22 protein-coding genes are annotated in these 24,038 nt (G+C 68.0%); 12 read left to right on the top strand and 10 right to left on the bottom strand.

Going from position 1 to position 24,038, the window contains the following annotated elements; genetic code table 11:
- Positions 1-38: 38 nt before the first annotated feature.
- On the bottom strand, positions 39-683 hold the full coding sequence (locus tag LGN19_RS15695) for an SGNH/GDSL hydrolase family protein (RefSeq protein ID WP_122946641.1): 645 nt from the start codon (positions 681-683) through the stop codon (positions 39-41).
- A gap of 22 nt (positions 684-705) precedes the next feature.
- The gene (locus LGN19_RS15690) at positions 706-1,242 is read right to left on the bottom strand and encodes a PadR family transcriptional regulator (RefSeq protein WP_226215793.1); all 537 of its coding nucleotides are present in this window, start codon (positions 1,240-1,242) and stop codon (positions 706-708) included.
- 150 nt (positions 1,243-1,392) lie between these two features.
- On the opposite strand from LGN19_RS15690, the gene LGN19_RS15685 reads away from it, so the two are divergent.
- Entirely contained in the window at positions 1,393-3,417 is a 2,025-nt protein-coding gene (locus LGN19_RS15685) for an NADPH-dependent 2,4-dienoyl-CoA reductase (protein WP_226215791.1), read from the top strand.
- A gap of 43 nt (positions 3,418-3,460) precedes the next feature.
- Complete coding sequence (locus LGN19_RS15680; RefSeq protein WP_122945027.1) at positions 3,461-3,901, top strand: nuclear transport factor 2 family protein; 441 nt, start codon at positions 3,461-3,463, stop codon at positions 3,899-3,901.
- 32 nt (positions 3,902-3,933) lie between these two features.
- On the opposite strand, the gene LGN19_RS15675 is transcribed toward LGN19_RS15680, so the two are convergent.
- Positions 3,934-5,367, bottom strand: a complete 1,434-nt coding sequence (locus LGN19_RS15675; protein WP_226215789.1) for a PLP-dependent aminotransferase family protein — start codon at positions 5,365-5,367, stop codon at positions 3,934-3,936.
- Between the two features lie 166 nt (positions 5,368-5,533).
- On the opposite strand from LGN19_RS15675, the gene LGN19_RS15670 reads away from it, so the two are divergent.
- Positions 5,534-6,694 (top strand): pyridoxal phosphate-dependent aminotransferase, encoded by a 1,161-nt coding sequence (locus LGN19_RS15670; protein ID WP_226215787.1) that lies wholly within the window; start codon positions 5,534-5,536, stop codon positions 6,692-6,694.
- A gap of 56 nt (positions 6,695-6,750) precedes the next feature.
- Positions 6,751-7,482 (top strand): transporter substrate-binding domain-containing protein, encoded by a 732-nt coding sequence (locus LGN19_RS15665; RefSeq protein ID WP_226215785.1) that lies wholly within the window; start codon positions 6,751-6,753, stop codon positions 7,480-7,482.
- A 48-nt stretch (positions 7,483-7,530) separates the two neighbouring features.
- On the opposite strand, the gene LGN19_RS15660 is transcribed toward LGN19_RS15665, so the two are convergent.
- The 5 genes from LGN19_RS15660 to LGN19_RS15640 are packed head-to-tail and all read right to left on the bottom strand — an operon-like array spanning position 7,531 to position 12,594.
- Positions 7,531-8,607, bottom strand: a complete 1,077-nt coding sequence (locus LGN19_RS15660) for an alpha/beta hydrolase (RefSeq protein WP_226215783.1) — start codon at positions 8,605-8,607, stop codon at positions 7,531-7,533.
- A 13-nt stretch (positions 8,608-8,620) separates the two neighbouring features.
- Positions 8,621-10,288, bottom strand: a complete 1,668-nt coding sequence (locus tag LGN19_RS15655; protein WP_226215781.1) for a bifunctional 3-(3-hydroxy-phenyl)propionate/3-hydroxycinnamic acid hydroxylase — start codon at positions 10,286-10,288, stop codon at positions 8,621-8,623.
- Positions 10,289-10,338: 50 nt separating this feature from the next.
- Complete coding sequence (locus tag LGN19_RS15650) at positions 10,339-11,406, bottom strand: maleylacetate reductase (RefSeq protein WP_122945033.1); 1,068 nt, start codon at positions 11,404-11,406, stop codon at positions 10,339-10,341.
- Positions 11,407-11,413: 7 nt separating this feature from the next.
- Positions 11,414-11,716, bottom strand: a complete 303-nt coding sequence (locus LGN19_RS15645; RefSeq protein ID WP_174957156.1) for a Dabb family protein — start codon at positions 11,714-11,716, stop codon at positions 11,414-11,416.
- Positions 11,713-12,594: an intradiol ring-cleavage dioxygenase gene (locus LGN19_RS15640; protein WP_226215779.1), complete on the bottom strand. Its 882-nt coding sequence runs from the start codon at positions 12,592-12,594 to the stop codon at positions 11,713-11,715. The genes LGN19_RS15645 and LGN19_RS15640 overlap by 4 nt, the downstream gene beginning before the upstream one ends.
- 118 nt (positions 12,595-12,712) lie before the next feature.
- On the opposite strand from LGN19_RS15640, the gene LGN19_RS15635 reads away from it, so the two are divergent.
- From LGN19_RS15635 to LGN19_RS15610, 6 genes are all read left to right on the top strand, one after another.
- Entirely contained in the window at positions 12,713-13,636 is a 924-nt protein-coding gene (locus LGN19_RS15635) for a LysR family transcriptional regulator (RefSeq protein ID WP_226215777.1), read from the top strand.
- Between the two features lie 162 nt (positions 13,637-13,798).
- Complete coding sequence (locus LGN19_RS15630) at positions 13,799-14,707, top strand: transporter (RefSeq protein ID WP_226215775.1); 909 nt, start codon at positions 13,799-13,801, stop codon at positions 14,705-14,707.
- Positions 14,708-14,977: 270 nt separating this feature from the next.
- Complete coding sequence (locus tag LGN19_RS15625; protein WP_226216026.1) at positions 14,978-17,068, top strand: TonB-dependent receptor; 2,091 nt, start codon at positions 14,978-14,980, stop codon at positions 17,066-17,068.
- Between the two features lie 29 nt (positions 17,069-17,097).
- Complete coding sequence (locus LGN19_RS15620) at positions 17,098-17,865, top strand: ABC transporter ATP-binding protein (protein WP_226215773.1); 768 nt, start codon at positions 17,098-17,100, stop codon at positions 17,863-17,865.
- A complete protein-coding gene (locus LGN19_RS15615; RefSeq protein ID WP_226215772.1) occupies positions 17,862-18,872 on the top strand; it encodes an ABC transporter substrate-binding protein in 1,011 nt (336 codons plus the stop codon). The genes LGN19_RS15620 and LGN19_RS15615 overlap by 4 nt, the downstream gene beginning before the upstream one ends.
- Positions 18,869-19,909 carry a FecCD family ABC transporter permease gene (locus LGN19_RS15610; RefSeq protein ID WP_164462564.1) on the top strand — a complete coding sequence of 347 codons (1,041 nt, stop codon included), beginning with the start codon at positions 18,869-18,871 and terminating at the stop codon, positions 19,907-19,909. The genes LGN19_RS15615 and LGN19_RS15610 overlap by 4 nt, the downstream gene beginning before the upstream one ends.
- 106 nt (positions 19,910-20,015) lie before the next feature.
- Here the strand turns inward: LGN19_RS15610 and LGN19_RS15605 are convergent, their stop codons facing one another.
- Positions 20,016-21,392 carry an ATP-binding protein gene (locus LGN19_RS15605; protein ID WP_226215771.1) on the bottom strand — a complete coding sequence of 459 codons (1,377 nt, stop codon included), beginning with the start codon at positions 21,390-21,392 and terminating at the stop codon, positions 20,016-20,018.
- Positions 21,393-22,118, bottom strand: coding sequence for a response regulator (locus tag LGN19_RS15600; protein WP_226215770.1), 726 nt, complete (start codon positions 22,116-22,118; stop codon positions 21,393-21,395).
- Between the two features lie 246 nt (positions 22,119-22,364).
- On the opposite strand from LGN19_RS15600, the gene LGN19_RS15595 reads away from it, so the two are divergent.
- Entirely contained in the window at positions 22,365-23,111 is a 747-nt protein-coding gene (locus LGN19_RS15595; RefSeq protein ID WP_226215769.1) for a MipA/OmpV family protein, read from the top strand.
- Between the two features lie 327 nt (positions 23,112-23,438).
- Positions 23,439-23,768, top strand: a complete 330-nt coding sequence (locus LGN19_RS15590; protein WP_122945042.1) for a hypothetical protein — start codon at positions 23,439-23,441, stop codon at positions 23,766-23,768.
- The last annotated feature ends 270 nt before the right edge of the window (positions 23,769-24,038 follow it).

Here is a 24,038-nt window from a genome sequence, read left to right as displayed (position 1 = left end):
GCACCGGCCGCGCGGCTGCGGTTCAGCGCGCGGGCGGGTTACGCGATCTGCTGCAGAAGGGCCGCGACCCGCTGCCCGAGCGCGCGATGCTGGTCGGCCGCGAAGTGAACGCCGTCCACCGGGCTGACCTCGATGATCGCGCCGGCGTCGAGGAAGTGCGCACCGGCATCGCTTGCTACCTGTTCGTACCGCTTCGCGAGCTGCCGCGACTTCGCTGCGCCGCCCGCGAAGATCTCGCCGAGGAAACCGACCTCGACGATCGGGGCAGGCGCCATCAGCACGAGCTTCGGTGACGCGCCGGACGGGCCGGCACGGCATGCAGCGATCTCGGCAAGCAGCACGCCGACCGAGGTCGCGATGTCGGCGGGCGTGACCGAGAAGCGCGTCTTCAGATCGTTCGTCCCGAGCATCAGCACGACGACATCGACGGGCAAGTGGCTCTCGATGCACGCGCGCAGATACGACAGACCGTTCTTGTGCCGGCCTTCGATCGGATCGTCATGCACGGTCGTACGCGCGGGCAACCCTTCTTCAATGACCCGCCAGCCCGCGCCGAGCGTCTGTGCCAGCACGCCGGTCCAGCGTTCTTCGCGCTCGAACCGCTCCAGTACGCCGGCACGCGTCATCGGGCGCGTGCCGTGCGTGTTCGAATCGCCGTAGCAGAGCACGGTTTTCTGCGTCATCGTCATCTCCTCCTTCAGTCGTTCAGTCTTTCGGCGAGCGCAGCACGTCGAGTGCGTGCTGCGAAAATTCGACCCAGAACCGCTCGTTCGCGATACCGGCCTGCAGTACCAGATGTTGAAGGCGCTTCGTGCGCGAATCCGACTCCTCCGAAAAATCGCGCGCCTCGATCTGCAAGTACAGGTCGAGCTTCTCCTGGTGCAGTGCGATGCGCCGCCTGATTTCGTCCTCGAGGCCGGCCGGGCCGAGCACCGCTTCCGCGCGCAGGCGCACCATCAACGCTTCGCGCAGCGGCGTCGGATCTTCCGGTTCGGCGATCCAGCGCCGCAACTCCTTCTTGCCGGCCGGCAGGATCCGGTACGCGCGCTTGCGGCCGCGCCCCGATTCGGCCGGCAGCGATTCGATCCAGCCCGTTTCCTCGAGACGCCCCAGCTCGCGATAAATCTGCTGGTGCGTCGCCTGCCAGAAATAGCCGATCGAGCGATCGAAACGGTCGGCGAGTTCGGAGCCTGAACCCGGGCGTTCGGCGAGAGCGGTGAGGAGTGCGTGGGGCAGGGACATGTCGGATCGGAGGAGGCCGCGGAATGAATCGCATCTTGCCATATCGGGGCCATAGTACAAGATGATGGACGCGTTTATGCAACGGGTTGCATAAACGAAAGTCGTGAACTACTATCTGTGCAACTTGTTGCATAAAAATGGAGACACCCCATGACACCGCGTTATCCGCATCTGACGACCCCGCTCGAACTCGGCTTCACGTCGCTCAGGAACCGAGTGCTGATGGGGGCGATGCACGTGGGCCTCGAGGAAGCGCCGAACGGCTTCGAGCGGATGGCGGCGTTCTATGCGGAGCGTGCGCGAGGCGAGGCCGGCCTGATCATCACGGGTGGATTCGCGCCGAACGAACGGGGGCGCCCGGCGCCAGGCGGCGCGATGCTGACGACCGACGCGGAAGCCGAGCGTCATCGTGTCGTGACGCGCGCGGTGCATGCGGAGGGCGGCAAGATCGCGCTGCAGATCCTGCATTTCGGGCGCTACGCATATCACCCGGCGCTCGCCGCACCGAGTGCGCTGAAGGCGCCAATCAACCCGTTCACGCCGCATGCGCTGAGCAGCGATGAAGTCGACGAGACGATCGCCGATTTCGTGCGATGCGCGGCGCTTGCGCAGCATGCGGGTTACGACGGCGTCGAGATCATGGGGTCGGAGGGCTACCTGATCAACGAATTCATCGCCGCGCGCACGAATCATCGCGACGACGCATGGGGCGGCGCCTACGAGAACCGTATCCGTTTTCCGGTCGAGATCGTGCGGCGCGTGCGCGAGCAGGTCGGTACGAACTTCATCGTGATCTACCGGCTGTCGATGCTCGATCTCGTCGAAGGCGGCTCGACGCTCGACGAGGTGATCCGGCTCGCGCAGGCGATCGAGGCGGCCGGTGCGACGATCATCAATACGGGCATCGGCTGGCACGAGGCGCGCATTCCGACCATCGCGACCAAGGTGCCGCGTGCCGCGTACGCGTGGGTCACGCGGCAGCTGATGGGCAAGGTCGGCATCCCGCTCGTCGCGACCAACCGGATCAATACGCCGGAAGTTGCCGAGCAACTGCTCGCCGACGGCTATTGCGACATGGTGTCGATGGCGCGGCCGTTCCTCGCCGACGCCGAATTCGTCCGCAAGGCGCGGGAAGGGCGTGCGGACGAAATCAACACGTGCATCGGCTGCAACCAGGCGTGCCTCGACCATACGTTCAGCGGCAGGATCACGTCGTGTCTGGTGAATCCGCGTGCGTGCCATGAAACCGAGCTCGTGATTCGCCCCGCGCCGCAGCGCAAACGGATTGCCGTGGTCGGTGCCGGGCCGGCGGGCCTCGGCTTCGCGGTCACCGCGGCCGAGCGCGGTCATGCAGTGACGTTGTACGAGGCCAGCGCCGAGATCGGTGGCCAGTTCAACATCGCGAAGAAGGTGCCGGGCAAGGAAGAATTCAACGAGACGCTGCGGTATTTCCGCCGGCAGATCGAACTGCGTGGCGTGACGCTCCACCTCAATACGCGTGCGACTGCCGAGATGCTGTTGCAAGGCAAATTCGACGAAGTGGTGATCGCGACGGGCATCGTGCCGCGTACGCCGCCGATCGACGGCGTCGGGCATGCGAAGACGCTCGGCTACCTCGACGTACTGCGCGACGACAAGGCGGTGGGCCGCAGCGTCGCGATCGTCGGCGCGGGCGGCATCGGCTTCGACGTCGCGGAATATCTGGTCCATCGCTACGGCGGCGAACGGGCCGGCGTGGACGGGTTCTTGGCCGAATGGGGCGTCGACCCGTCGTATGCGAACGCAGGTGGCTTGCGCCATGCGCGGCCCGAGCCGGCGGCCCGGCACATCCATCTGCTGCAGCGCAAGGCGTCGAAGGTCGGCGACGGGCTCGGCAAGACCACCGGATGGATCCACCGCACGGCACTGAAGGCGCGCGGCGTCGGGATGTCGTCGGCGGTGACCTACCGGCGCATCGACGACGAAGGCTTCCACGTGACGATCGACGGTGTCGAGCAGACGCTGCAGGTGGACAACGTCGTGATCTGCGCGGGGCAGGAGCCGTTGCGCGAACTGGCGGTGCAACTGGAGGCCGCCGGGCGCAAGGTTCACGTGATCGGTGGCGCGCACGAAGCCGCCGAGCTCGATGCGAAGCGCGCGATTCACCAGGGCACGACGCTGGCCGCCACGCTTTGAGATTGACTCGCTTCTTTTCCGCCCGACGATACAGGAGACTTCGATGACGAACGCACCGCTGCACCTTCAACCCGCTGTCGCGCAATCGCTCGACAAGTGGCACGCGATGATCGAACGCAAGGATTTTGGCGCACTGGAGTCGATCGTCCATCCGGACGCCGTGTTCCGTTCGCCGATGGCGTTCAAGCCCTACGGGCCGGCGCCCGCGCTATTGCTGGCGCTGCGCACGGTGATCACGATCCTCGAGAAGTTCACCTATCACCGCCAGTTCGTCACCGACGACGGCAAGAGCGTGGTGCTGGAGTTCAGCGCGGCGATCGGCGACAAGGCGCTGAAGGGGATCGACATGATCCGCTTCGACGACGAAGGGCGGATCGTCGAATTCGAGGTCATGATCCGGCCGTTCAATGCGCTGCAGGCGCTCGGTACGGAAATGGGCGCCCGGCTCGGGCAGCAGTTGCCGACGTTCAAGATCGGCGGCTGAGCGGAGCGATCGCGAGGCGGCGGCCGCCGCGCTCAGCGCGCGAGTTGTGCCCGCGCGAGCCGGCCCAGGCACCGGACGCCGTCCTCGATGCGTTCGTTCCACACATGCCCCGCGCTCAGGCGCAGGCAATGGCGAAAGCGCCGGCTGGCGGAGAAGATGTCGCCCGGCGCAAAGCAGATGCCGTGTTCGAGCGCGGCATCGAACAGCGCGCGTGAATCGAATCGCTTCGGCAGTTCGAGCCAGAGCACGAAACCGCCGGCCGGCCGGCTCACTTTCGTGTCGGCCGGAAAGCTGGCCTCGATCGTGCGCGTCATCCGCGCCAGGTTGTCCTCGAACACGCGCCGGATGCGGCGCAAATGCGCGTCGTATACGCCGCTCGCGAGGAACTCGGCCAGCGCGACCTGTGGCAACACCGGGCCGCACAGGCTGAGCGCAAGCTTGCGTTCCATCACCTGCTGAGTGCGCGCACCCGCCGCGATCCAGCCGATCCGGTATCCCGGAGCGAGGCTCTTCGAGAACGAACTGCAGTAGATCGTATCGGCACCGTTGTCGAGTGCGCTGAACGGCCTCGGCCGATCCCGCCCGAAGTGGATGTCGCCGTAGACGTCATCTTCGATCAGCGGCACCCGATGGCGCGCGAGCAGCGCAAGCAGCGCCCGTTTGTCGTCGTCGCTCATCGCGGAGCCGAGCGGATTGCCGAAGCTCGACGACAGCACGCACGCGGCGATCGGTTCCGATTCGAGCCGCTGCGCGAGCAGGCCGACGTCGACGCCGCGCAGCGGGTCGGTCGGCAGCTCCAGCGCCTTCAGTCCCAGCGCCTCCAGTGTGTGAAGCAGACCGAAGTAGGTCGGCGATTCCACCGCGATCGTATCGCCGCGGGTGGCCACGGTATTCAGCGCGAGCGTCAGCGCCTCGGTACAGCCGTTCGTGACGAGGATGTCGTCGGCGGACAGCGGGTGCCCGAAACGCATCGCACGCCGCGCGATTTCGCGGCGCAGCGCCGGTTCGCCGTAGGGCGCGCAATACACGTTGTAGCGCGTGCCATGCTGGCGCGCCGCGCGGGCGAGGGCGAGATCGAGCCGCTTCGATTGCAGCAGCGCCGGATCGGGTACCGCACATCCGAGCGGCACGAGCGCCGAGTTGGCGGCATGTTCGAGCATCGCGGCGACTGCGCCGCTGATCGACACCGTCGACGCCTTGGCGCGCGAGCGCGATGCGCTCGGCAAGGCAAGCGTGCCGCCGCGCGCGGCCGCGACGTAGAAGCCCGACTGCGGCCGCGATACGAGCACGCCGCGATCTTCGAGCAGACGGTAGGCCTGCAGCGCGGTGGAGACGCTGATGCGCTGCTGTTCGCTGACGGCACGCACGGACGGCAGCCGCGTGCCGGGTGCCAGCGTACCGTTTTCGATCATGCCGACGATGAGGTCGGCCAGCTGCCTGTAGCGGAATGACGTTTGCGTTTCCATGGGACACCAGCGCAGGGGAGTGTCCGATTATCGGCCGTTCAGCGCGTGCGCGCCACGCAGAATTGTGTTGGTCAAATCGACGAAAAATTGTGGCTGTTATGGTTTTTGGGCGAGCGCTACGATGGCTGTGTTTCGATCCTTCGATCGGCCATTGTGAGGCTTGCCCATGCAGACGACTCAAGCGTATTCCAGTGAGTGGCGCGGACGATTTCCGCACAACGAAATCATCTCGCTGCTCGATGTGAACCGGACCTTCAACCTGGCGGAGAGCACGTCGCAAGACCTGACGGTCGGCGAACTGCTGGATCTGGCCGGTGTCGAGGCGGTCCGTCACCTGAAGCTCGGCTACAGCCAGTCGGCGGGGGCTGCCGTGCTGCGCGATGCGATTGCCGATACCTGCGATGTGCCGGCCGCGCAGATCGTGACGACGCAAGGCACCGCGCTCGGGCTGTTTCTGCTGGCCTATGAAGTGTGCCGGCCGGGCGACGAGGCCGTGCTCGCGACGCCGTGCTTTCCGCCGAGCCGCGACTGCCTGGTCGGCGCCGGCGCAACGGTGCGAGAAGTGCGGCTGTCGTTCGAGACCGGTTACCGGCTGGACCTTGCGCAGTTCGACGCGAGCCTGTCGTCGAAGACGCGGCTGGTCAGCATCGCGTCCCCGCAGAATCCGGGCGGCGTACAGGCATCGCGCGCCGAGATCGATGCATTGCTGGCGTTGATGGCGCAACGGTGTCCGGACGCGATACTGTTCATCGACGAGACCTATCGCGAAGCGACTTATGGCGATGCCGCCGTGGCAGCCAGTTTCGCGGGTGTCGATCCACGTGTCGTCACGGGTTCATCGGTGTCGAAAGCGCTGGGCGCCCCCGGTCTGCGGACGGGGTGGCTCACGGTGGCCGACGCGGGGCTTCGGGCGCGTCTGCTCGTCGCGAAGCTGAATACGGTGATCTCGGGTTCGGTACTCGACGAGACGCTCGCCGCAACCGTGTTGCGCAACCGCGAGCACGTGCTCGCGCCTCGCCGCCGGTTGCTTGCCGGCGCGCTCGACATCGTGTCGGGCTGGTGCGAGCGTGAACGTGCGCGGGTGGAGTGGGTGCGGCCCGACGCGGGCGCACTGTGCTGCGTGCGGTTGCGTCAGGATGCTTTCGACGAGCAGGCCGTGTCGCGCTTCTGGCAGGTCCTGGCCGACCATGACGTGCAGCTCGCATCGGGTGCGTGGTTCGGCGAAAGCAGCCGCGTGTTCAGGCTTGGGTTCGGTTATCTTCCGCTGGAGCGCCTGCCGCCTGCGTTGTCGGCGCTGTCGCAGGCGATGGATGCAGCGGTTGCATGAAGCGGGTGCCCGGCGTCCGGGCGCGGCGAACATCATTGAACGTCAGGAGTGACACCATGAAGGTAAGGATTGCGTACATCGAGGAGCCGCCGTTCTACTGGACGGCGGAAGACGGTACCGTGACCGGCGCGGATATCGAACTGGCCGAGTGGGTGCTGCGCGCGATCGGCGTGACGGAAATCGAATATCACCCGACGTCGTTCGACGCGCTGCTGCCGGGTGTGCAGGCCGGGCGCTGGGACATGAACGTGCCGATCTTCGTGACGGCCGAACGGGCGCGGCACGTGACGTACAGCGTGCCGGTGTGGGCGATCGGCGACGGATTCGTGCTGCAGGCCGGCAACCCGAAGCGGCTGACGAGCTACGCGGCTGTCGCGGCCCGCGGCGATGCGCGGCTGGGCTGCGTGACCGACCAGGTGCAGATCGATTCGGCAAAGGCGGCCGGTGTGAGCGACGACCGGATCGTCATCTTCAAGGATCAACCCGACGCCGTGGCTGCGTTGCTGGCGGGGCAGGTCGACGCGTTCGCGAGCACCGCGATCGGGGCCCGCGTGGTCGCCGACACGGACGAGCGGCTGGAGGCCGTCTCGCACGAGCGTGACGCGGGTGCGGCCGTGCCGGTCGGCGGGTTTTCGTTCAGCAAGAACAGCGACGCGCTCGTGCAGGCCGTGAACGCGAAGCTGCGCGAGTATCTCGGCTCGGCCGATCATCGCGAGCGGATGGCGAAGTATGGCTTCACGCGGGCGGAAATCGACGGCGTGGTGGAGAGCGGTGGCGGGAAGTCGTAATGCCGTGCGCGGTGTCGACCCTCCGCACGGTCGACACCGCCTGCGTGATTACGCAGCCGCAGCCTGCGTCAGCCGCTCGACGAACCAGTCGCAGACGACCGCGGTTCGCTCGGACGCGTGGTTGTAGATCGTGTGCTCGCCCTCCGGCCAGACCCTGAGCGTTGCATCGCCGGACGTCGCCGCATCGAGAAACGGCTGCTGGTCGTCGAGCCGGATCAGCGGATCCTCACCGCCGTGCAGCACCAGCAGCGGACACGCGATGCGGTCGCGTTCGGACGAGAAGCTCATCCGCGCGAAGTTCGCCGCGACCGCGTCGGGATGGTCGTTACCGAGCATCGCCGCGGCCTGTTCGACGAACGTGCGGAACGGCAGCAGTGTTGGCGCCGCGAGGGCGCCGTTCACGCAACAGGCGGCGAGACGTCGGTCGCTCGCAGCAGTCGAAGCGGCCCACAATCCGCCGATGCTGTTCCCCCAGATGCCGATCGGCCCGGGCACGCGATCGGCGACGTGATCGACGAAGCGACGATACGCGGCGCTCATGTCGACGTCGACGAAGATCCGCTGTTCGAGCCGCGTCTCGCCCTGGCCCGGCCCTTCGGCGAGCAGCGTGGCGAGGCCGCGCGCCGCGAGCGCGCGCGCGATCGGCCAGTACGCGAAGCCCCAGCCGCTTTGGCCACCGAACACGATGACGGTGCCTCGTACACGCTCGGTCGGGGGCTGGACCAGCCAGCCGATCAGGTGCGCATCGCCAAACGGCACTTCGACGCGTTCGATGCGCTTGTCGGACCAGCGCGCGAGGCCGTGCGACGCGTCGATGAGGCGCGCATAGAGCGCGCGCTTGCGCGGCACGTCGTGGTTGAACGCCATCTGCGCAAACAGCAGGTTCGCGATAGCCATCGCCTGAGCATCGGCAGCGGTGACCAGGTGGCCGGCATCGGCGGCCTGGGTGGCGCGCGCGAGCTGCGCGTCGGCCAGTGCTTCGGCCGCGACGTCCCACGGTTCGCCTGCCGACGTGCGCGCGTGCAGCGCCATTGCGTCGGCGTAGTCCATCCCGCAGTCGAGCAAGCGCGTGACGGGCATCGCGCGTTGCAGGGACAGCGCGAACGGTGACAGTTCAGTCGTCATGCGTACGTCTCCTTCACGATGCGTGGGTGACAGCCGCCGAGGCGGCCGAAGCCGCGGACGGCTCGCTCGACGCGGCTGGCCCGTGCAGCTTGTCGCGGAGCGAATCGACGAGCGTCCCGAGGTCGCGCAGGTCGACCACCGAACCGAACACGATGAAATCGGGCCGCGCGACATACGCGCCGATCCCGTGCGCCGTCATGAACGCATGCTGGTCGCCGTCGAGATCGACCACGGCATCCGGTGCGCTCACGTCGTCGGACAGCACCGCCACGTGACAGCCGAGCCGTGCGAGGAACGCGCGCTGCGCGTCGTCGAGATAGCGGGAAGGGTGTTCGCGCGCGACGAGCTGGAATCCCCGGCCGACCACGTCGTCGAAACGGCCCTCGGCTGCGCCGCGGCGAAAGCGCCCTTGCGGCGCGGGCGCGCCGGTCGTCGGCAGGCGCGTGCCGTCGGCTTCGTCGTGCACGATACCGCGGTCGAGCTTCGGGAACGGCGGCATCGGCGGCATGGTGCCCGAGCGGAACGCCGCGTCGCGCTCGGCGACCTTGCGCGGATCGTCCTCGTTGACGACCTGCCCGAGAAACAGCGACATCTGCGTGATCGCGGTCACGTGCGGACGGCGTTCGGCTTCAAACGTGTCGAGCAGGTCGGCGGATGCGCGCCCGGTCAGCACCAGGTCGAGCTTCCACGCGAGGTTGATGCCGTCGCGCATGCCGGAGCACGCGCCTTGTCCCATGTACGGCATCATCGTGTGCGCGGCATCGCCCGCGAGCAGCACGCGGCCGGCGCGCCAGCGTTCGGCCATGCGCGTCTCGAACGTGTAGACGACGTGGCGCAGCAGTGTCAGGTCGTCCGGGCCGTAGCCGTAGTGGTCGTTGAGCCACTTCCAGCCGGCGGCTTCCGTTTCCCATTCGGCCGTCGATTCGTTCGGCAGCACGCGCAGCTCGAAACGCGTGCGCTTCGTGCCGATCGGCATGTGCATGTACGCGCGCGCCGGATCGCAGTAGATCGTCGTGCGCGCGCAGCCGTCGCCGAGATCGCGCTTGTTTTCCGAATCGAGATTGAGCCAGCGCTCGTTGTAGCCGAAATCCGATCGTTCGATGCCGAGCGTGCGGCGCACGAAGCTGTTTGCACCGTCCGCGCCGATCACGTACCGCGCGCGGAGGGTGCGCGGCTTGCCGGTCCATTGCGCGTCCTGGCCGCCGCGCCACGGATGCGCGGTCAGCGTCACGCCGTCGTCGTCCTGCAGCAGCGTATCGACTTCCCAGCCGCGCAGGATCGTCACGTTCTTGAAGGTGCTGGCGCGCGCGTCGATCGCATCCTCGATGTCGGGCTGATAGATCGAGATGTGCGCGGGATAGCCGCATGCACGGCCGGTCCAGTTCAGTTCGAGCAGCAGGTCGCCGTTCGCATCGCGGTAGTGATACGAGTCGACCGCCTTCGCGTTGCGCAGCGCGTGATCGACGTCGGCGCTGGCCTGCACGATGCGCGCGGTTTCGCCGTCGATGTGGGTGAGGCGTGGCAGGCCGTAGGGCGTCGGCCAGCGTTCGAGCACGATCACGCGATGGCCGGCGCGGCCCAGCATCGATGCGGCGACGAGGCCGGTCGGGCCGTAGCCGACGATGGCGACGTCACAGTGTTCGGCGGTGCTGTCGCCGGGTGCGCTCGATTCGGTATTCATGCGGGGTGTCTCCATGACGGGGGCGTTCGTTGGTTTGTCGTGTGTTCGGCTCAGTGCGCGCTCGAGCGGGGCAGGTTGCCGTCGAAGGCGTCCTGCAGCAGCGCGCGCAGGCCGTCGCGTTCGATCGGGCGCGGGTTCCAGTACGGATTGGCGGCCGCGAGATCGGCCGCGCGATCGAGGTCGGCTTCCTGCATGCCGATCGCCTTCAGCGAGACCGGCGCGCCGTTGTCGAGCGCCAGTGCGTAGAGGCCGCGCGCCGCGTCGTTGGTGCCGATCGCGCGGGCGATCCGCTGCATCGCGTCCGGTGCGTGCGCGGCGTTGTACGCGAGCGCATGCGGCAGTACGACCGTGTGGGTCGGCGCGTGCGGCAGGTTGAAGCTGCCGCCGAGGGTATGACAGAGCTTGTGATGCAGCGCCATGCCGACGTTGCCGAGCACCATGCCGCACAGCCAGGCACCGTAAAGCGCGTCGCTGCGTGCGCCGAGATCGGCGGGGTCGCGCCGCACGCCGGGCAGGCCGCGTGCCAGTGCGCGAATGCCTTCTTCGGCGACGAGGCTCATCACCGGATTCGCGTTGTTCGCGTAGAGGCCTTCCGCTGCGTGCGCGATTGCGTTGAGGCCGCTCGTGACGGACAGCTCGACGGGCAGCGTGACGGTGAGCGCGGGATCGTAGATCACCGTCTTCGGCAACACGCGTGCGTCGGAGCCCGTGCGCTTGAGGCCGCCTTCGGTCAGGCCGTAGATCGGCGTCATTTCGCTGCCGGCGTAGGTCGTCGGTATCGCGAGGATCGGCAGGCTGCTTTCGAGCGCAATCGCCTTGCCGAGGCCGATCGTCGAGCCGCCGCCGATCGCGATCGCACAATCCGCGTCGCACGACCTCGCGAACGCCTGCGCATCGCGGGCGATCTCGATCGGCACGTGCATCGTCGCGCGATCGTAGAGTCCGGCTGCACGCGCACCGAGCCGCTCGACGATGCGTTGCGCGAGGTCGCGCTGTTCCGGCGTAGAGAGCACGATTGCGCGTTGCGCGCCCAGTTCCAGCACTTCGCGTTCGAGATGCTCGAGGCTGCCCGCGCCGAAGATCACGCGTGCGGGGCGTGCCTGGTAGATGAAATTCATGTCGTTCTCACTCCGTTGCGTAGTCGACCTGGTGGCGCGCGATGCGCAGGCCGGTCAGTGCGTCGCGTACGCGAGCGTGTTCAGGATGCGTCGCGTAAGCGTCGAGCGCTTCACGCGACTCGAATTCGGCGACGAGAATCAGGTCGCACGCGTAATCGGCCGCGCTGAAATCCGCGCCGACCTCGAGGTGCGTCATGCCCGGAATCCGGCCGCGCAGGCTTTCGAACGCGGTCTTGACGGTGGTGCGTGCCACCGCGCGCTCGGGCTCGGTCGCGCCGGCGACGTTCCACATCACGACGTGGCGGATCATGCGGCGCGCTCCGCGGGATTCAGCACGAAGTCGTAATCGAGCGTGTAGAACGGCGTGTCCATGCGCGATCCATCCGGCGCAAGGCCGGGCGCGTGCCGGACCCAGTCGGCGACGAGCGTCGAGCGCACGCCGAATACCGCATCGGAGTCGAGATAGCGGTCGCCGTCGCGGAACACGTGCGTGATCAGCGTGTCGTAGCCGCGTGCCTCGATCATGAAGTGCAAGTGCGCGGGGCGCCACGGATGACGGCCGAGCGCATCGAGCATCGCGCCGACGGGGCCGTCGTGCGGAATCGGATACGGCTCGGCGAGGATCGAGCGGAATGCGTAGCGGCCGTCGGCACCGGTGCGCAGCCGGCCACGCGCGCGGTGCGTGACCGAGCCATCGTCGGCCGGGAGCTGTACGTCGTAGTGCCCGTCTTCATCGGCTTGCCAGACTTCCAGCGATGCGTGCGCGATCGGCGTGCCGTCGATGTCGCGCACATGGCCCGACACGAAGCAGGGCTCGCCGCATGCGCCGTTCGCGATGTCGTCGAACATCCCGAAGTCGCGGCTGCCTTCGACGTAGAACGGGCCGAATACGGTGGCCTCCGTGCAGCCGGGCGGCTTCGCATGGTTCTGCGCGGTGACGAGGGTCGACAGCCCGAGCACGTCGGACAGCAGGATGAACTCCTGGCGCGTGTCGTCGGTGATATGGCCGACGGCGGTCAGGAAGCCGACCGCGGTTTGCCATTCGGCCTCGGTGAGCTTCGTCTCCCGCGCAAACGAATGCAGGTGCTGGACGAGACTGGTCATGACCGTGCGCAGCCGCTCGTCGCGACAGCCGCCCAGCGACGCGATCACGGCCTGCGTGATGGTGTCTTCATTGAGATTGCGCATTGGGGTTGTCTCCTGATGTCGTTGGATGGCGCGTTGACGTAACATTAATTCCTCCTTGAATCGTAAAAAAGATGGTTTGGAGGAGTTTTGTTCTCCGCCAGGTGGAAGAATTGAACGCATGGACAAGTGGACGCAGATCGAATTTTTCGTGCAGGTCGCCGAGCTGGGCAGCCTGTCGAAGGCCGCCGAGCGGCTCGGCATGTCGAGCGCGGCGGCGAGCCGCTGCCTGAACGCGCTGGAGGAGCGGCTGGGTGCGCGGCTCGTCGAGCGCACCACGCGCCGCCTGTGGCTGACCGACGCGGGGCACGAGTACCACCGGCGTTGCGTCGCGATCCTGATGGAACTGTCGGAGGCCGATGCGGCGGTCAACGAAGCGAGCGTCAATCCGGCCGGCACGCTGCGCGTGACCGCTTCGGTATCGTTCGCGTCGATCTATATCGCACCGGCGTTGCCGGAGTTTCACCGGCGCTACCCGAACCTGAACGTGCAGATCGTCGCGGCGAACCGCTACCCGGATTTCATCGAGGCCGGCATCGACGTGGCGATCCGCACGCGCGAGCATGAAGCGGATTCGGGCATCACCGTGCGCAAGCTCGCCGAGACGCGACGCGTGCTGGCCGCGTCGCCCGGATATCTGGCGAAGCACGGCGCGCCGGCGACGCCCGATGCGCTGTGCGACCACCAGCTGCTGGTCTACAACCTCGCGAACGATCCGTACGTCCTGCATTTCCTTCACGGCGCGCGGAAGCAGTCGGTCACGATCAAGAGCGTGCTCGATGCGAACGAAGGGCAGGTGATCCGCGCCGCGGCGCTTGCGGGCCTCGGCATCCTGATCCAGCCGCTCTACATCATCCACGACGATATCGTCGCGGGGAAGCTGGTGCCGGTGCTCACCGACTGGCAACTGCCGGCACTCACCGTCAACATCGCGTACCAGAGCCGCCGTCACCAGCCGGCGAAGATCCGCGTGTTTACCGAGTTCCTGATCGAGCGTTTCGAACGCCTCGAGCTCGCGCGCAAGTGGAAGGAAGTCGGCCGCTGATATCAGGCCGGTGCTGCGCCGTCGCGCATTTCTCCGTGTGACGGAGAACTGTTCTCCTGAACGTCGTCTTTTTCGCCGCTGTCGTGCGCATTACATTGCGTCTCCCCGGGCCTGCGATGCCCGGCTTGCGATGACACGATAACAATCCGGTCTGGAGACGACATGAAATTCGCATTGCGACGGGTGCCGTTGGCACTCCTGATCGCCGGGGCCATTCAGGCTCCGGCGTCGGCCACGGAGAACGGGCAGATCAGCTATCCGTTCGGCGTCAACACGGTGCTGAACGGGATGCTCCCGCCGCCCGGCAACACGCAGTACTTCAACTACGCGCTGTACTCGGCATCGAACCGGTTTGCCGGACCGAGCGGCGGCAGCGCGGTGCCGGGATTCCACCTGAGCGTCGTCGCGGAAACGCCGCGCGTGGTCCACACCTGGGGCGCGACCTTCGGGCCGTTTTCGCTGTCGAGCAGCGCGATCGTGCCGATCGTGCACCTGCATCTGTCGACGCCGGGCGGCACCGGCAACCGCACGTCGCTCGGCGACTTGATCCTCGAGCCGTTCATGATCAACTATGCGAACGCATCGAAGACCTTCTTCGCGTTCTTCTCGCCGTCGTTCGCGGTGCCGACGGGTGCGTATGCGGCGAACCGGATCGCGAACACGGGGCTGAACACGTATGCGTTCCTGCCGTACGTCAGCACGACCTGGTTTCCGGGCCGCGACTGGGAGATCTCGACAACCACGCTGCTGGAGCTGAATTCGCCGAACCATGCGACGCGGTACCACTCGGGCGCGGTCGCCGTGCTCGACTACCTGATCGGCTATTCGATCGACCGGCGCGTTCAGCTCGGCGTGCAGGGCACGTTCCTGAAGCAGTTCACCGACGATACGCAGGACGGCATCAAGGTCGCGTCGGACGGCTTTCGCGGGCAGTCGGTGGCGATCGGCCCGCAGCTGCGTTACATGTGGGGGCCGGCGTCGGGCGTGGTCGTGAAATACCAGCACGAGTTCGCGGTGCGCAACCGGCCGCAGGGCGACAAGCTGTGGGTGCAGTTCAGTTTTCCGCTGTAGACGCCGGCGCGGCGCCCGTCGGCCGGGCGCCCGGCACAAGCTGACAAAATCCTGACGAAGTGAATTGATATTTTGTATCATCTGACGTTTCGCGTCGCCGGCCGCCCGGGCTACCCGGTGCGGCCGCGTGCGGCGACTCCAGACGAAGATCGATACGACGTGACGAAAACCAGAAACAACCCGGCGCGCGGGGAGCGGCACGCTGCCGCGCTGCGCCGGACCACCCGCGCGTGGCGTGCACGCGGCTGCACGACCCTGGTGGGTTGCGCGATGGCGACCTCCGGCGCGTTGGCCGCCGAAGTGGCCGCACCCGCAGCGGACGAGCGGCATGCGCTGCCGGCGATCAACGTCAGTGCGCAATCCGCACCGGCCGATCCGCTGACGCAACCGCTCGAAACGGGCTCGCGGCTCGGGCTTGCGAGCCTCGATACGCCCGCGAGCGTCGAGACGGTCACGTCCGACACGATCGACGCCCGCGGCGATCGCACGGTGCTCGACGCGGTGACGCGCACCGCGGGGTTCTCGAGCGCGATGGCACCCGGCACCGGCGGCACCGCATTGAGCGTGCGCGGTTTCAGCGGGCAGGAATCGGTGATGACGCTGCTCGACGGCGTGCGGCTGATGCCGGCCGCCGGCACGATCACGTTTCCGTTCGATACGTGGTCGGTCGAGCGCATCGAGGTGCTGCGCGGCCCGGCGTCGGTGCTGTACGGCGAAGGGGCGATCGGCGGCGTCGTGAACGTCGTGCCGAAGCGGCCGCAGCGCACGCGCGAGACGACGCTGCAGGTCGGTGTCGGACCGGACGGCGCGAAGCGCGCCGCGTTCGATACGACGGGCGCGCTGGGCCCGCAGCTGTCGTATCGCTTTTATGCGAGCGATACGCGCGCGAACGGTCTCGCCGAGCGGGCCGATACGCATACGACGGCCGTCGGCGGCGCGCTGAAATTCGACGTGAGCCCGAAGCTCACGCTGACGCTCGACTTCGACTACGGCCGCCAGATGCCGGCGACCTACTATGGCGTGCCGGCGCCGAACGGCGTGCTCGATCCGTCGCTGCGCAAGCTCAACTACAACGTCGGCGATGCGACGATTTCGTACTACGACCAGTGGACGCGCCTGTCGGCCAGCTACCGGCCGACGGCCGGCGTGACGATCGACAACCAGCTCTACTACCTGACGTCGAACCGCCACTGGCGCAATGCCGAATCGTATGCGCTCGAGGCCGCGACGGGTCTCGTCACGCGCAGCGACTATCTCGACATCGGCCACCATCAGCGGCAGATCGGCGATCGGCTGAGCGCACGCTTCGACGGCACGCTGTTCGGCCGCGCAAACCGCTTCGTCGTCGGCACGGAATTCAGTCAGATCACGTTCAGCGGCACCAACAATTCGCCGTACGGCGGCGAATCGACGGTGCCCGCGCACGGCTTCGATCCCGGCGTGTTCACGAGCCCCGACCCGACGGTGCCGCAGTTCAGCACGCGGGCGCGGCAGGCCGCGGTGTTCGCCGAGAACCGGCTCGAAGTGCTGCCGCGGCTCGCGTGGGTGAGCGGCCTGCGCTACGACCACATCGCGTTCAGCCGCGAGCAGGCGGCAACCGGCGCGGGCTTCGACAAGCGCTTCGCGAACGTTGGCTGGCGCACGGGCTTCGTGTTCGAAGTCGCGCCGACGCTCAGCGCGTACGCGCAGTACACGACGGGCGCAGAGGGCCTCGGCTCGCTCGTGACGCTGTCCGCGTCGCAGGCAAGCTACCGGCTCGCGACCGGCGAACAGTGGGAAGCCGGCGTCAAGCAGACGTTGCTCGACGGCCGCGCGTACTGGACGTTCGCCGTGTACGACATCACGAAGCGCAACCTGCTGAGCACCGATCCGTTCAATCCCGCGCTGCGCCAGCAGGTCGGCCGGCAATCGTCGCGCGGCATCGAGCTGACGGGCGGCGCTCGGCTGCCGCACGGCTGGACGGTCGATGCGAACGTCGCGCTGCTGCGTGCGCGTTATGACGAGTTCAACCAGAAGGTCGGCAGCGCGACGGTGTCGCACGCCGGCAATGCGCCGGCCAACGTGCCGCAGCAGACGGCGAACCTGTGGCTCGGCTGGGCGTTCGCCGAACGCTGGCAGGCGAATGCGGGCGTGCGTTATGTCGGCGCGACGTACGGCGACGACGCGAACCGCGTGCAGGTGCCGTCGTACACGGTGTTCGATGCGTCGCTGCGCTGGCAGCCGACGTCGCGCACCGAGCTGGCACTGTACCTGCGCAATCTCGCGAACCGCACGTATGCGGTGACGACGTCGAACGGCGGCGAGCAATGGCTGCTCGGCCCGTCGCGCTCGGCGGAGCTCGTCGCGACGATGCGCTTCTAGTGCGGCGCGGCGAGCTTCCCGTGGCGCACATGCTCGACATCGAACGCGTGAGCTGGTCTCCCGGCGGCGCGATCAGCGTGCTCGATTCGGTGACGCTGAGCGTGGCCGCAGGCGAGTTCGTCGGGCTGGTCGGCCCGAACGGCAGCGGCAAGACCAGCCTGCTGCGCTGCGTGTTCCGTTACGCGCGCCCCGATGCCGGCCGTGTCGCGCTCGACGCGCAGGACGTGTGGCGCATGCGGCCGCGCGCGGTCGCGCAGCGCATCGCGGTGCTGCAGCAGGAGACGCCGGACGATTTCGGGCTGACGGTCGACGAACTGGTCGGCATGGGGCGTACGCCGCACCAGGGGCCGTTCGATGCGGAGTCGGTGGACGATCGCCGGATCGTCGAAACCGCACTGCACGACGTCGGCCTCGTCGAGCGTCGTGCGCAACGCTTCGCGTCGCTGTCGGGCGGCGAGAAGCAGCGCGCGCTGCTGGCCCGCGCGCTCGCGCAGCAGCCGGAATTGCTGCTGCTCGACGAACCGACCAACCACCTCGACCTGCGCCATCAGCTCGAACTGCTCGCGCGCGTGCGGCGCCTCGGCATCGCGACGCTCGCCACGATTCACGACCTCAATCTCGCGGCCGCGTATTGCGACCGGCTCCACGTGCTCGCGCATGGCCGGATCGTCGCATCGGGCACGCCGGCCGACGTGCTGACCGAAGCGCTGCTGCGCGACGTGTTCGGCGTCGCCGCGCTCGTCGATCGCCATCCCGTCACGGGCCGGCCGCGCATCACGCCGCTTCATCCGGAATGACCACCATGCCATTTCCTGTCTTGTTCTCCGCCTTGTCGTTGTCGTCCGTATCCCGCCGGCTGGTTGCCGCGACCGTGCTCGGTTGCGCGGCCGCTCAGGCGGCGGCCTATCCCGTCACCGTGCGCAGTTGCGATCGCGACGTGACGTTCGAGCGCGCGCCGACGCGCGCGGTGAGCAACGACGTGAACCTGACCGAGATGATGCTCGTGCTCGGCTTGAAGGACCGGCTCGTCGGCTATACCGGCATCGGCGGCTGGAAGACCGGCACCGCGCGCGTGCGCGACGCGCTGCGCGGCGTGCCTGAGCTGGCGAGCCAGTATCCGTCGCTCGAGGTGCTGGCGGCCGCGCGCGCCGACTTCTATCTCGCGGGCTGGAACTACGGGATGCATGTCGGCGGCCCGGTGACGCCCGCGACGCTTGCGCCATTCGGCATCCGCACATACGAGCTGACTGAATCGTGCTCGCACGTGATGAAGCAGGCGGCTGCTTCGTTCGACGACGTGTTCCGCGACCTGAGCAATCTGGGCCGGATCTTCGGCGTCGACGCGCGCGCCGCGCAGGTCGTCGCAGCGATGCGCGCGCGTCTCGCGGCGGTGTCGCGCGCGATCGGGCATCCGGAGCCGCTGCGCGTGTTCGTCTACGACAGCGGCACTGACAAGCCGATGACGGCCGGCGGGCTCGCGATGCCGACCGCGCTGCTGGCGGCGGCCGGGGCGCGCAACGTGATGGCCGATGTGCCGCGCAGCTGGACGCAGGTGAGCTGGGAAAGCGTGGTCGCGCGCGATCCGCAGGTGATCGTGATCGTCGACTATTCGGCCGTGACGGCTGCGCAGAAGCAGCAGTTCCTGCTGAGCCAGCCGTCGCTCGCGCGCGTGGCCGCGATCCGCGACCGGCGCTTCATCGTGATTCCGTACGATGCGGCAACACCGGGCCCCGAGAACGTCGCGGCCGTCGAGACGCTGGCGCGCGCGCTGTATCCGGCCGCGTTCGCCGGGGCGGTGCGATGAGCGTGGGCGTGCGGGCGTCGCGGCCCGGCATGCGCGTGGTGCTGCCGGTGCTGGCGCTGCTGCTGGTCGTGTCGATCGTGGCATCGGCCGCGTTCGGGCCGGCGCCGATCGCGATGCCGGCCGCGGTGCGAATCGTCGCCACGCACATCGTGTCGGCGTTCGGCGAGGCCGGCGCGTTCGCGGCGGGGGCGGGCGACGACAGCATCGTCTGGCTGATCCGGATGCCGCGCGCGCTGCTGGCCGCGATCGTCGGCGCGACGCTGGCCGCGGTCGGCGTGGCACTGCAGGCGGCGACCGCGAACCGCCTGGCCGATCCGCACCTGCTCGGCGTGAGCGCGGGCGCGATGCTCGGCGCCGTCGCGGTCACCGTGATGGCCGGCGCGGCATTCGGCCCGTTCACGCTGTCGGCTGCCGCCTTCGCGGGCGCACTCGCCGCGACCGCCTGCGTCGTCGCGCTCGCTTACCGGCGCGGCCGGCTCGAATCGGACCGGCTGCTGCTCGCGGGCGTATCGGTGTCGTTCATGATGGCCGCGTTCGGCAACCTGCTGCTGTATCTCGGCGACCAGCGCGCCGCGTCGTCGGTGCTGTTCTGGATGCTCGGTGGCGTCGGGCTCGCGCGCTGGGATCTGCTGCCGGTGCCGGCCGTGTGCGCGGTACTCGCCGGCGGTGCGTTGTACGCGCGCCGGCGCGAACTGAATGCGCTGATGTCGGGTGATGTCGCCGCGGCGGCGCTCGGCGTGCCGAGCGCGCGGATGCGGCGCGAGGTGTTCGTCGTCGCGTCGTTCGCGACGGGGGCGATGGTGGCGGTGAGTGGCGCGATCGGCTTCGTCGGGCTCGTGACACCGCATCTGTGCCGGCGCGTTGTCGGCGCCGAGCACGGCAGGCTGCTGCCGGTGGCCGCGCTGACCGGCGCGATCCTGCTCGTCTGGGCCGATGTGGCCGCCCGCACGCTCGCGGCACCGGAGGATCTGCCGATCGGGATCGTGACCGCGATGTTCGGCAGCCTGTTCTTCGTCGCGCTGCTGCGCCGCCACTGAGCGGCGTGCACGCGCCGGCGGCAGGCGGTCGGGCAATCGAGCGGTCGGGCGAGGGCAGCGAGGGCCGCGAGGGCCGCGAGGGCCGCGAGGGCGCCTGCCGCGCGCGTCATTGCCGCGGGACGGCCACGCCCGTGCTGCCGCCGAATGCGTCGGCATGGGCGAGGGCGCCCGGCATATCGAACAGATTGTCGGGCAGCATTCGCGCGGGCAGCGTGATCACGAAGCGTGCGCCGCCGAGCGGCGAATCCTCGAGCCGCACGTCGCCGCCATGCACTTGCGCGACACGCCGCACGATCGCGAGCCCGAGCCCGAAGCCGCCGGTCTGCCGGTCGCGGCTGGAGTCGAGCCGCTGGAATGGTTCGAACACGCGGGCGCGTTCGGCGGCCGGGATGCCGGGGCCATCGTCGTCGACACTCAGCACGAGCGCGCCGGATGCGTCGCGCTCGGCTGCGAGCAGCACCGTGCGCGAGGCGTAGCGCGCGCCGTTGCGGATCAGGTTCAGCAACGCGCGGGCGACCAGCTTCGGGTCGCACACGTGGGCGGCGGGTGCGCCGAGCGTCGACACATCGAGCGTGATCCCGCGATCGGCGATGTCGTTCGCGACGTTGCCGGCGACGCTGTCGATCAGCGCATCGACGTCGACTTCCATCGGCGCGAGCTGGCTCGCGCCCTGTTCGAGCCGGCCGATCGTCAGCAGCTCGGTGACAAGCTCGTCGAGTTCGCGCACGTCGCGCCGCAGCGCATCGCGGCGTTCGCGCATCCGTCCCGTTTCGTCAGGCTCGGCGAGCAGCGCGAGCCCGAATTCGAGCCGCGCGAGCGGCGTCTTCAGTTCGTGCGAGATGCCGTGCATCATTTCGCGCTGCTGCTTGATCGATGCCTCGATACGCTCGGCCATGTCGTTGAACTGCTGCGACAGTTCATAGATGTTCGACTTGCCGGACAGTTTCACGCGCGTCGACAGCGTGCCGGTGCCGAATGCGCGGGCGGCTTCCTGCAGCTTGCGCAGGTCGCGCCAGTGATAATGAATCCACAGCACCACCGCGAACAGCGTACTGAGCGCGAGCAGCAGGTACGCATAGATCTTGATGTCGAGATCGGAGGCTTCGATCGGCCGCGCATGCAGGACCGACCCGTCCGCGAGCGGCATGTAGTAATCCTTGCCGTTGTAGCTGATCGCGATCCGGCCGGCATCGAGATCACGCAGCGGCACGCCGCTCAATTGCGCTCGGGCTGCGGCCATCGACAGGAAGCCGAATCCTTCGTTGCCGTGTTTCGCGAGCTCGCGTAGCGCGAATTCGCGCTGCCCGCCCGGATGGCGCTCGAGGTAGTCGTTGAGCACGAACGCATAGGTGGTCAACGAGTCGCGCTGCGCCTGCGCGCTGCGGTCGTAGAAGATCCGGTCGAACGACAGCTGGATGAACAGGATCGACGCGGCGACGAACAGGATTACGACGAGGTACAGCCTGATCAACGGACGCAGCATTTATTCGTCCCACGCAGAAGGGCTGAACAGGTAGCCGCGGCCCCAGATCGTCTTGATCTTGTGCGGCTCCGACGATGCATCCTCGAAGCGGCGTCGCAGCTTCGAGATGCCGGAATCGACCGAGCGGTCGAGTCCGTCGAACTCGATCCCGCGCAGCTGCTTGAGGATGTCGTCGCGGCTCAGCACGGTGCCGGCCGCGCGCGCGAGGATCAGCAGCAAGTTGAATTCGGCGGTCTTCAGGTCGACCGGCTCGCCGCGCCACGTGACGGTGCGGTTCGGCGGCGAGATCGCCAGTTCGCCGAACACGAGCGCTTCGGGCGCGGCCACGGGCGCTTCGGCGGCGGCCGGCTGCGCACGGCGCAGCAGCGCGCGGGCGCGGGCGACCAGTACGCGCGGCTCGATCGGCTTCGTCACGTAGTCGTCGGCGCCCGTCTCGAGGCCCGCGACCTGGTCGTAGACGTCCAGGCGCGCGGTCAGGATCAGCACGGGGACGTTGGTGAACGCGCGGATACGCCGGCAGACTTCCATCCCGTCGAGGTTCGGCAGCATCAGGTCGAGTATCACGAGGGCCGGCTGGTGCTCGCGCACCGCCGCGACGGCGAGGTCGCCGCGCCGGACGACCGTCACCGCGAATTCATAGCCGTCGAGGTATTCGCGGACGAGTTGCGCCAAGCGGTCGTCGTCCTCGATCAGCAGTACGCGGTATTTGAGCGGATTTTCGTTCATGGTCTCCTCGAGATGCACGCGCCATTTCACACACGGGCAAGCCAGTGTGCGGCGCGGCACGCGAATTCTATCCGGCGCACCGACGGCCGGGGGAGCGGGACGACAATCTCGAACAATCGAACACAATTGAGCACAGATTCCCCGAAGATTCAGGACAGTCTCGGCGCAGGGCGGCACCTAGACTGCGGGCTCCGTCACTCTTATCTCAATATTGTGCGCCCAATACTCCGCCGCTACCGCTATTGCATGCCGCTTGCCGGCCTGACCCTCGCCGCCGCCGCCCACGCGGAAAACCAGTATTCGCTGTCGCTCGGCGGCGGTTTCGCGCCACGCTATCAGGGCAGCAATCAGACCCGCGGCGTCGTTGCGCCGGGCTTTTCCGCGAAGTTCGGCAACGGCTTCTTCATCGACAGCACCGAGGGCGCCGGCTACCGGCTGGACCTGCCGCACGGCGTGTTCGTGTCGGCGGCGGTGAGCTACGACGCGGGCCGCACCGACGAGAACCGCTTCGACATGCCAGGCTCCGCCTACCTGAAGGGCATGGGCCGGATTCCGGGCTCGGTGCTGGTCGGCGTGCGTGCGGGCGTGACGCTGTTCAACGCGGCGGAACTGAGCGTCACGATCGACACACCCGTGACGCACACGTCGCGCGGCGTGTCGGGGCACATGGATCTCGCGGTGCCGGTGTTCAAGACCTCGCAGCACGAGATCATCGTGACGGGCACCGTGCATGCGGGCTCGGGGCGCTATACGCAGACGTTCTACGGCGTGACCGACGCACAGTCGATGACGAGCCGGTTCCGGCCGTACTCGACGAGCGGCGGGATTGACAGCGCGTCGATGGCGGTCGCATGGAACTGGACCCTGTCGCAGCACTGGTCGGTGCTCGCGACCGGCGGCGTGACGCGGCTGCTCGGCCGCTACGGCGACAGTCCGATCGTCCAGTCGCGCAGCAACTACTACGGGATCGTGGGCGCGACCTACAAGTTCTGAGTGGCCGTCTGGCGAGTCAAGTGGAATGAAGCGAGCTGTCCCGAGGGGTGCTGGTTTCGGCCATGGCGTCGAGCACGGTCAGGCGCTTGCGCGTGCCGTCTCGCCGCGCAGCGTGCGGTAACATGCTGGCGGCTTCGGCATCAGGCCGAGGTGGCGACACCGGTGCGCCGAAGCAGCGCGGCCGGCGGGCACGAGGCCGCGGTTCGCTGGCTGGCATCCGTCCGGAAACGGCCAGCGCCGTGCGGAACCGAACATGCATGCAACGTCCGGTCGGCGCTGGCATGCCCACATGACCATGATCCACCGGGCGCGAAAAGGGAGAAGCCGATGAAGAAGACGATCGCGATGATGATGGCGCTGGTTGCGAGCGCAACGTTTGCGGGATGTACGGACATGAAGACGAAGAACGCGACCGCAGGCGGCATGGTGATGAATGGCGAGCCGGCAGGCACGTCGCAGGCCTGCAAGGCGGACGCGGGCCCGGACGACGCACTGGTCGGCAGGACCGAGGCCGATGCGGCGGCGCAACTGGACGGCTGCCTGTGGCGCGTGCTCGAACGCGACGGCAAGGCACTGCCCGGCACGATGGATTACCGACAGGAACGCCGCAATCTCGGCATTCGCGACGGCAAGGTGATCTGGGTGCGGCGCGGCTAACGCGTTGCACCCGGCAGGAAACGGCGCGTGGCTGCGCGGGCCGCTGCGGCCGACGTCAGACGGCACGCCGGCAACCGGTTCGCGTTTCGACGTCGATTCATCGCCTGTCGTGCGCGCGCCGGATGATCCGTGGACTGCGCGGAATCAATCCGGTAGAGTGAGGCGCCTTGACCGCATGCCAACCTGCCGTACGAAGACGACATGCGCGCCCCCGGCGTGGCGGGCAGCCTGCCAGGGCCGGCCCCGGTGCGGTGCGCGGTGCGTTTTCGA

The sequence above is a fragment of the Burkholderia sp. AU30198 genome, from assembly GCF_020419825.1.
Classification (GTDB): domain Bacteria; phylum Pseudomonadota; class Gammaproteobacteria; order Burkholderiales; family Burkholderiaceae; genus Burkholderia.
Note: the sequence above shows the minus strand (reverse complement) of the source record. Positions and strands in the feature narration are given on the sequence as shown.